This is a genomic window from Flavobacterium sp., assembly GCF_035299245.1.
Lineage (GTDB): Bacteria > Bacteroidota > Bacteroidia > Flavobacteriales > Flavobacteriaceae > Flavobacterium.
In genome coordinates this window covers 73,442-83,391 of the sequence record NZ_DATGWY010000011.1, presented here as the reverse complement: position 1 = coordinate 83,391, position 9,950 = coordinate 73,442, and the positions used below count along the sequence as shown (strand labels likewise).

The 9,950-nt window shown below is 39.0% G+C and carries 2 protein-coding genes; both read right to left on the bottom strand.

Translation table 11 applies throughout. The annotated features are described in order from the left end of the window. The coding region (locus VK161_RS08515) for a hypothetical protein (protein ID WP_414655418.1) at nucleotides 1-7,131 on the bottom strand (7,131 nt) is incomplete at its 3' end. Between the two features lie 209 nt (nucleotides 7,132-7,340). Next, on the bottom strand, nucleotides 7,341-9,917 hold the full coding sequence (locus VK161_RS08510; RefSeq protein ID WP_324214344.1) for a MopE-related protein: 2,577 nt from the start codon (nucleotides 9,915-9,917) through the stop codon (nucleotides 7,341-7,343). Nucleotides 9,918-9,950: the final 33 nt, after the last annotated feature.

The window sequence follows — 9,950 nt, the reverse complement described above, 5'->3', positions numbered from 1 at the left end:
ATAACTCACAGCATCAGCATAAATAACATCTGTTGCATTTGCTAATTGTGAACCACATTGAGCGCTTTGTACTTTAGTGTAAGCTACTGGCGCAATTACCTGACATGCATTTCCGAATGGTTGCCATACATTATTGTATTTAACAGCCACTTCAACTGTATACACTCTATCGTAAGCATAGTTTGACAATTGAGTTAAGTTAAAAACACGCAACACTTTGTCTATTGACTGAACTTCGTTGGTAGCCACATTGGTTACTCTGAATCGATACGCTTGTGCTCCAGAAACTAAATTAGCATAAATACTTTGATTTAAAGTCGTAACTGTTTGACCACATTGTGAAGCTTGAATATTGGCTTCTCTTGGGTTTCTGTACACAATTTCAAATCGGTCATTAAATGTTCCTGCTGCTGTTGCGAATGTAAAACTTGAAGCTTTCAAATCATACAAACTGTTATTGGTTTTATCTTTAATGAAAATACGTTGGTCTCCAGAGAAGAATCCATCTAAATGATCAATAGAGATGGTATAATTTCCGGCTGTTGTCACAGTCAAACTCAACGGTACAACATCAGTATCGTCAAACGGTAAAGCACGACCTTGAATTACGTATTTTTCATTATTGATGATTGAGTTCAATGAAAGCGGACCTTCGTTAAAGAACTTACCATCAAACACATCCACTCCTTGAGTAGCGTCTGTAATATAGCCTAATGCCATTTGGTGGAAATCACCCGAATCATTAGTTAAATTCAACCACATTCTATTTCTTTCGATACTAGTTGTTGCATTTGCAGCAGTAGTTTTGAAGAATTGATTGGCATTGTCTGCCGTTCTTTGAGAATTATTAAATTCTAACGACGTTCCTGTTGCAGTTGCTTCCACTAAGAATCCTTGACCTGTTCTGATTACATCATTTGGATCGAAAACTTGTGCTTGATTATTGGTTACAAAAGTTCCAGCTGTCCATGTACAGTATGCATTCCCTGGAGCATTATTTGTTTTTCTCCAGAAATAAAGAGTTCCCGTAATGTTTGCAGCATTATCTGCTACAAACTCATTCATATCAAGTGCTGATGGATAGGGATTACCTACCGCATTGAAACGTTGTCCTGCTCCAACATTTGATAATGCCACATTAATTGTTCCGTTATTTGGAACTCCCGTGAATGATCCTGGCCAAACTGTTGGTGTAGTTGGAAAATTATTCGGTGTACGAATTAAATACCCTTGACCTGCCGCAAAGTTAGTTGTTGCTGGCGACGGAACTGCATTGTATAAATTAGTTGTCGTGTTATAGTTATAAAAACGAGTTAATAAAGTATTTGGTGAAAAAGCCAACAAATTCTGACCCGCTACTGGAGATGACCAAATAGTATAATCTTGTCTCATTACAGCAGAACTTAATCTCTTAACCGTTATGTTTCCTGAATTGGCTACATCAGTTAACTGGATTAAATTAGCATTGTTGTTCACTGTAAAACTTCCTGAAGACACTGTAATTGCTCCGTATAGCGTCACATTAAATCCTGAAGTTACTGAAACAACCGCATTGTTAGTAACGGTGATCGAGCAAGCATCTAAATCAGCACCAATTGTATAATTACCCGTAAAGACAACCGCAGAAGTACTAGTTGGAGCTCCGTTGTCCCATGCTGTACCGTCCCAAGTAGTTACAGTTCCTAAATTAACAGTTGATGAATCAGTAAGAGTTACTGTACAAGAACCCAAACTAACTGAAACTAAATTTAACGTTTGATTAGCCGTTGCATTCGAAACTGAAACTGAGGCTGAACCACCTGTTAATGTCACTGTTTGATTAGCATTACCATTAAAGTTGTAAGTTACTATTGCTCCACTTGTTCCACTCAAATTAAAAGTAGCATCTGAACCACTACAAATCGGACCGTTGTTACCAGTAATACTAGCAACTGGATTTGGATTTACAGTCATTGTTATTCCTGAAGATAATGCAGGTGAACCTGTAACACATGTAGCATTAGAAGTCATTTCAACAGTAACTACATCACCATTAGCTAAAGTAGAAGTTGTAAAAGTAGCATTCGTTTCACCTGAAACATCAGTTCCGTTTACTTTCCACTGATAAGTTGGCGTAGAACCTCCGTTGGTTGGAGTTGCAGTAAATGTCACGCTTGTTCCTGCGCAAATAGCACCCGATGGAGACGCAGCAGCACTTACACTAGCGGTTACAATTGGATTTACAGTCATTGTAATTCCAGCAGAAGTAGCAGGTGAACCTGTCAAACAAGGTGATGCGTTCGAAGTCATCTCAACCGTAACCACATCGTTATTTGACAATGTTGATGTTGTAAAAGTAACATTCGTTTCTCCTGAAACATCAGTTCCGTTTACCTTCCATTGGTAAGTTGGTGTTGAACCTCCATTGGTTGGAGTAGCAGTAAATGTTACGCTAGTACCCGCACAAATTGCACCCGAAGGCGACGCAGAAGCACTTACGCTAGCTGTTAAAACTGGATTTACAACTACGGTAACTGTTTTTCCAGAGAAAGTAGTCGTACAACCTGTTGCAGTAACAGTTCCGCTAATAATTGTAATCACAGCACCATTTGCAATTAATGGTAAAGCTGGAGTATTGAACGTAAAGTTACCACTTGAATCAGAAGTTCCACTTACTGGATATTGAGTAGCACCCGTAAATGAATTGGTATATAAGAATGAACCTGCAGTATTTGGTAACAATCCTGTTAACGTTACTGTAGAACTACCGCCTGCACATGCTGGTGTAGCTGTTATTGTATCTAAAGTTGGTATTGGAGTTAAAGTTACTGTTGCGCTTCCTGTCATAGTCAAGTTAAGACTACACGCTACATTAGTTGCTTCAACTGTATAAGTACCTGCTGCTAATTGATTTCCAAAAGAAATAGCGCTACCTGTACCAGCAACTGGACTACCAATATTAGTAGCTCCATCTTTCAACTGATAACTAATACCCACTTGAGAACCTGATAAACCAACTGCAACACCCGTATTAGCACAACCTGAACCTCCTCCTGTAACAGTGAAAGCTACTGGTTGGATGCATCCTACATTTCCTGTAAAAACAAAATCGTTAATACTTCCTGTTCCGCCAGTAGCATTGTACCCATAGATTCTGAAGGTTATTGAGGAAGCCACTTCATCAAATGATGTTGATGTTAGACTCAATGTTTCTGTGATTGGAGTATTATCTCCAACATTTGAATAAACACCTAATGAAGAACCGAAATTATCCAAATTCGAACGAACATCAAAAGTTGATGGTCCAGAAGCTGATCTTTGATTTGTGAATGCAAAATCATTGAAATTTATGGCGTAACCTAAATTTGGAGTTAATATAAATTCAAAATATTCATCCGAAACCAAACTTGCACTTGTGTTCACCCAACCCGTTGTATTATAACGGTTAGTTGCATTATTTCCTGAAATCCCAGCTCCTCTTCCTATACCACTAACGGTTATATTTGAGTTGAACGTTTGACCCGTTGTATATGGGTTAGATGTATTAGGATTTGTTCCTGTAATTGGATTTGCAAAAATACTTACTGGCGCCAAAGTCACCACAATATTTCCACTCGTTGCTTGTGTTAAACTTCCTGAGTTAGCGTTTAAAGTATACGTAGAAGCTGTGTCAAATTGAGCTGCAGAAAAAGTAGCTATACCATTAATAGCGGCTACCGTAAGTGTACCGGTCAAAGTTCCGGTTCCTGTAGCTTTTGAAATTGTGATGTTACCTGTATAAAAAGAATCTACACTAGCATCAGGACGACGCGCCTCAACTGTAAATGAAGCTAAATTAACTCCAACATTTCCAGTAGCTGGAACTCCGACAAAAGCCAATTGAGAAGCTGCTGCTAAAACGTTAAACGAAGCACTTGTTCCGGCTGACAAAGGATCTCCTGAAGTTTGAGTAGCCGTTAGAGTTGCTCCAGTTCCCGCAGTTGATAAAGTAACTCCCGAAACTACTACCGAGTTAGTTCCTGCTAGAATAGTTCCAGTAATTGTACCTCCAATTGTTCCCGCATTACCATTTGTACTCAAAGTGAAGCTTGTATTTGCTAAAACATTAGTTGCTGATGAGAATGCATCTTGCGACTGAACTGTTACACTAAATCCGTAACCTGCACCAGGAGTAGCTGGGTTTATTGAAGTAATTACAAATTGTGATGCAAGCGATAAGAACGCATTGTCTTTACCCAAAGCAAAGTATTGAGTTCCTGCTGTTAAATCAGCTGGAGTACTATTGGTTGATGATGTGTAAGTAAATGGATTAGAACCTCCGATAACTGCACCCACTTGAGACCAAGTAGTTCCATTATAAAATCCTAAATAAGGAGTGATAGCTGCTGCAAAACCTGTATTTTCTTCACCTGAATTGTATTGAGCTACTACCGATAAATTACTTCCTCCAGCAGTTGCCTCTGAAGTTATCCATCTTCTACTAATTGTCTTTGTATTGCTAACACCTGTTGTGATTGCACCATCAACCACACGAACACCATAAATATCAGATGTTCCTGAATTGTTGAATGTAATCGGATTGTACGAAGTTGCTCCAACTGGAAAAGCAGTATTAGTCGCGGCAACTGTTCTTCTCAATTGACCTGTACCATTAGTAGCAACATAATTAGTCGAAGAAGCTCCCGTTATTGTTCCAGAAGCTCCAACTGTTAGATTATTAGCTCCTAAAGTTAGTTTTCCTGAAGTCAATGCTAAAGTCTGATTAACCGTTACAGCACTTGAAGTTTGTAATGTAAGACCGTTAGCATTATTTACCGTTAAGAAATCAAAAGTAGTTGCTCCTGTTAAGGTTTGAGCCAATGCACCTCTGAATTCTACTAATCTATTATTTGAATTGAATGTTCCTGAATTGGACCAGTTTCCACCGATGTTTAAATCCGAACCAAAAGCAGCATTCATGTTTAAAATACTTCCTGTTCCGATAGTCAAGTTTCCAGCCAACGAGCGAGCGCTACCAGGTAGGTTTACCGAACTATTAGTTAAAGTAACATTTTGTGGCGTTCCAGAACCTGCTGTTGTAGCATTTCCAGTCCACTCATTATTTACACCATAACCAGTAACATTGTTGTATACTAAAGTTGATGTACTAGAATAAACCGGAGAATTGGTTGAAACAAATCCACCGCTATTCACTTGAAGAGTTCCTTGAATTGTTGTTAAGCTTGAACCAAAATTAATTCCGTTTGTAAGAACAGTTGTTACATTTGAACCTAATGTTAGCGTTCCACCTGTTGTAGACGTCACAGTTTTACTACCTGTTATGCTTAAAGTTCCACCTGTAACACCCGAACTGATTGTTCTTGCGCCGCCAGTTACTTGAATGTTTCCACCATTATTAGACAAAGTCAACGTTTGTCCGTTTAAGTCGATTGTACCTGCGTTAAGTAATTGCAACGGACTTCCTGCTGTTGCATTTACAGTAACATTATTAGCTAAGGTTAATGCACCAGCTGATTTATCATTGATAAGGTAATTGAACGTTTCTCCTGTTGGATTAGTAATCGTTTGTGTTGTACTTCCATTAAAGAAAACAGCTCTTCCGTTGGGAGAAAACGTACCCGAATTACTCCAGTTTCCACCAAGATACAAATCGCCACTAGTACCGTTTAAGGCTAATGAACATCCTGTATCTATAGTGATATTACCAGGCACACCTCTATTGGTTGTGGTTAAAGTTAACGTTCCCGATTGCACTCTAACGTTGGCAGGAATACCAACACCAGCTGCACCGTTTCCTGTCCATTCATTGAACACTCCATACGAAGTGTTGTAAATTAATGTTGAAGCTGAACCATAAGTGGGTGAGTTATTGAAAAATCCACCGCTATTTAATTGACACGTTCCATTTAATGTAAGAGTTGAAGCACTAAGAGAAACACCCGCAGCCGTTTGGAACGTTCCTGTAACTGTTCTGCTGAATCCGAGAGTTAAATTACTACCTGTATTTACTGTAACATTAACTGGTCCGTTTGTAGTTGGCCAGTAATTTCCATTGTTGGCTGTATAAGTACTATTGAAAATAAGTGTTCCGTTAGAGCCATAAACCAAAGCATTGGTTCCGCCCGCATCGGAAACCCAACCGCCCGAATTCAATTGAAATGAACCGTTGATTGTAGTTGTACCGTTGTTTACATACGTCTGACTTGTAGCTAAAGTACCGCCAGCGTTTACTGTAGTAGTTGTACCTGCATTACGAGTAGCAAATGTGGCGCTGTCCATGGTGATTACCGCACCTGAAACAATGATGGCATTGTCTGCAGATGTTGGTACAACTCCACCAACCCAACTGGATGTAGAAGACCAGTTTCCAGTTACTGCATTTGAAGTTATTGCGACTGGAGGATTACCCAAAACAACATTATCTAAAAACACTCTTCTTGCGGCTGTTGGGTTTGCAAACACAGAATATACACCGAAAAAAGATGACGTTGTTATTGTGTTATTCGTTAAAGTACCAGCACTAGTTGTGGGTGTAGCTCCATAAGTAAATCCAGTAGAATAAAATAATTCAAAAACTCCTGAAGCACTTCTTGTAACTCTAATATTTAAACCAGTTAATAAAGCTGTTGAGTTGTAATCAGGGCTTGTAGGAAAATCACCTACTTTGGTTCCAGTTCCAGCTCCATTTTTAACCCATAATTCAATTGGATCTGGACTAGTAGTTCCTATTTTTAGGTAGTAACCATTCCAAGATGTTGCTGTTATACTTCCAGTCACTGCTACATTTGACATGAGAACAACTCCAAAATAATTTGTACTAGAAGGACTGAAAGAACCTGTACCTATGGAAAACTTCCATTCATTAACTTCTGTTGAAGGAGTTGAAAGTGTAACATTACCTGTTGTTGTATCAGATGCTAAATAGGAACCATCGGTTGCAGCTCCAGATGCTACATACGGAGTCGCAGTTTGAATAGTAAATGCTGCCGTGTTCCCCGACCAAGCAGGAGAAGCTGTAAAATTGCCATCAGTAAAATCGTCAGAAACTTGCCCAAAAGACAAACTACTTACCAACAACAAACTACATAATGTCAAAAAACTTTTAAAAGAATTTCTACTTTTTGTAGAAATTGACTGAGTAATTTTATTCATAAATTAAAAAATTATTTACATATTATACTGAAAATGAATGTCATTTTTCGAGCGCGTAAAATTAATTTTTTTATTTCAATTGGCAATTTTTTATTTTTTTGATTTCCAACTACAACGTTGTAGTGTTAAAAAAATAAAATTTAGGTAACATTCAAAAAAAAGCCTTCTCGATGACTCGAGAAGGCTTTGAATTTTAGATATTATTTAAACTATCTTTTAATGACGCGGAGTGTTTTTACATTCTCTCCTTGAGAAACTATTACATTGTATACTCCCGAAGGGAAATTAGCACCAAAAGTTAGTTGCGAAATTTCCGACGTATTACTTCTACTCGACTGAATTAGTTTACCCAACATGTCGTAAATTCTTACTTCAATAAATTGGTCAGCATCCGTTGTGACTTCCAATCCGAAGTTATCTCCGAATGGGTTTGGTGACACTATTGCATCAAACACTAACGCTGGTTTGGTAACAGTAATTGCTCTTGAACTTCCTGGTGTTGTCAATGTACACACTTTACCGTAAGGACCAAAAACGCCACCAATTTCGATGCTCACCTGAACCGAATACGTTTCACCTGGTACTAATCCTGGAACAGTATTCAAAGCAAACGAACGTAATGGTCGGTCAAATTGGTAACTGTATCCTAAAGAGGTATTGGTAAATCGGAAACGATACGTTGTTGCACCCGAAAATGAATCGGCATAGATAATTGCATTCGGATTGGTTATAGTGACATCGCACTGCGCCAATTGCAACTGAGTAGTTGGGAAGCTTGGCGTTGTAATAGTACAAACGGGTCCGTAAGGCAAATAAAGTCCGTTGGTATTTTTAACGGCTACCTCAACAGAGTAAGTAGCATTGTATTCAGCTATGGAAGTTTGTGTCATCTTAATATCTCTCAACGGACGCTCAATTTCTTCTTGAGCCAACGTCAATGTGTTGGTAATTCTAAATTTATAACCTGTTGCGTATGGAACATTATTTGCATAAATTATATCACCAATAGTAGTGAGTGTCGAACCGCATTGCGCTGCCTGAACTTGAGTTGTAGTTGCAGGTGTTGTCACCATACAAGGTGCACCATAAAAAGGCTGCCAAACATTGTTGTATCGGATGGCCACTTCTACTTGGTAGGTTCTATCAAAAGCATAGTTCGTCAATTGTGTCAATTGGAAAACGCGTAAAACTCGATCAATCGTTTGTACTTGATTGGTAGTCATATCAGTAACTCTGAAACGGTATCCTTGAGCTCCAGCAACCAAATTAGCATAGATTTGTTGGTTGATAGAAGACAGAGTTGCACCACATTGAGCTGTTTGAACTACCGATACTATTGGCACACAACCTTCATCAATGGTTCCATCGCAATCATTATCCAAAGCATCGTAACAGATTTCAGTTGCACCAGGATAAACTGTATTATTGGAATCATTACAATCGGTATTGTCAGATACATATCCAGCAACAGGAGTGCATGATTCCAGTGACACAGCTGGATTTCCAAAACCATCACCGTCTGCATCAGCATAGTATAGCGGAGTTGGAGTGACTGTAACGTCTACTTGAGCGTTCTGAGAACAACCTGTAGCTGTATTAGTTGCAGTAACAAAATAAGTTCCACTCGCTGCAAGAGTTGCACCAGTTAGGGTTGGATTTTGAAGTGCCGATGTAAATCCGTTTGGACCTGTCCATGCATAATTAATGGTACTTGGAGTAAATGTTATACTCTGACCGTCAACGACACTTGCTGAATTATGAGAATATTGCACAGCGTAGACATCGCTTAGATTCAAACCAATAGTGGCTGAAGCACCGTTATCGATGAATGAACTACCAAAAACTACATCAGAATATACTAAGTGAATTTCGTTGGTGACCAAATCCAATTGAACCTGAAAAGTAATTGTACCCGCTCCGGATATGTTATAATTATCTTCAAGCGTCCATTGAACTATGTATTTATTCCCAATAGTTTGTGTAGTGATTGAACCCCCTGAACCAGGCAGTAAATCATCCCAAAAGGCACAAATTGCTACATTACCAGCACTTCCTAAGCCAACAAAAGGACTATTTCCTGTTTGCGGCAAAGATGTGTTATCGTAATAAATTTCTCCAGACGAAGATCCGAGCACAATCACACCATTATTGCTTATTCTGGCTGAAGTATATAAAACTCCACCATAAACAAAAGGAGAAGGAAGCGCTACATTAGTCTCGCTATCATCACCGATTGGACCTACTGATGTTCCTGTTGAACTAATATCTACAAAGGAAACTCCGCTGTTAGAATTCATTTCATAAGAAGACGACAAAGCCGTTAAATTGAGATCTGAACTAGCACACAAAGGTGTATTCGCAGTTACCAAAGGAGTGCTTGGCAGTAAATTTACTACAACCGTAAGTGAAGTCGTTGCTGCAAACTGACCATCATCGGGTGTAAAAGTATAGGTGGTTGTTGCTAAATTATTAATTGCTGGCGACCAACTTCCAGTGATGCCATTGTTGGAAGTAGTTGGTAATGGCGAAAGCAAACCACCATAACATACAGGCGCAACTGGAGAAAATACAGGTTCAATGAGATCAAAAACCTGCTGTACTCCTTGCGAAACCTTTCCGTTGCTACCCGAATTGGTGGTATAAAAAACCTGACCAACCGAATAACTCACCGAACCACCCGAACCTGTAGCGTTTCCACCGGAGGCGACGGTTCCGTTTTGCGCGTGTACTACAAACCCAGAGAAACTGAGCGTCATCAACGCTAGTATTGTTACTATTTTTTTCATCTTTTTTGATTTTGTGAGATTAATGTATAAAAT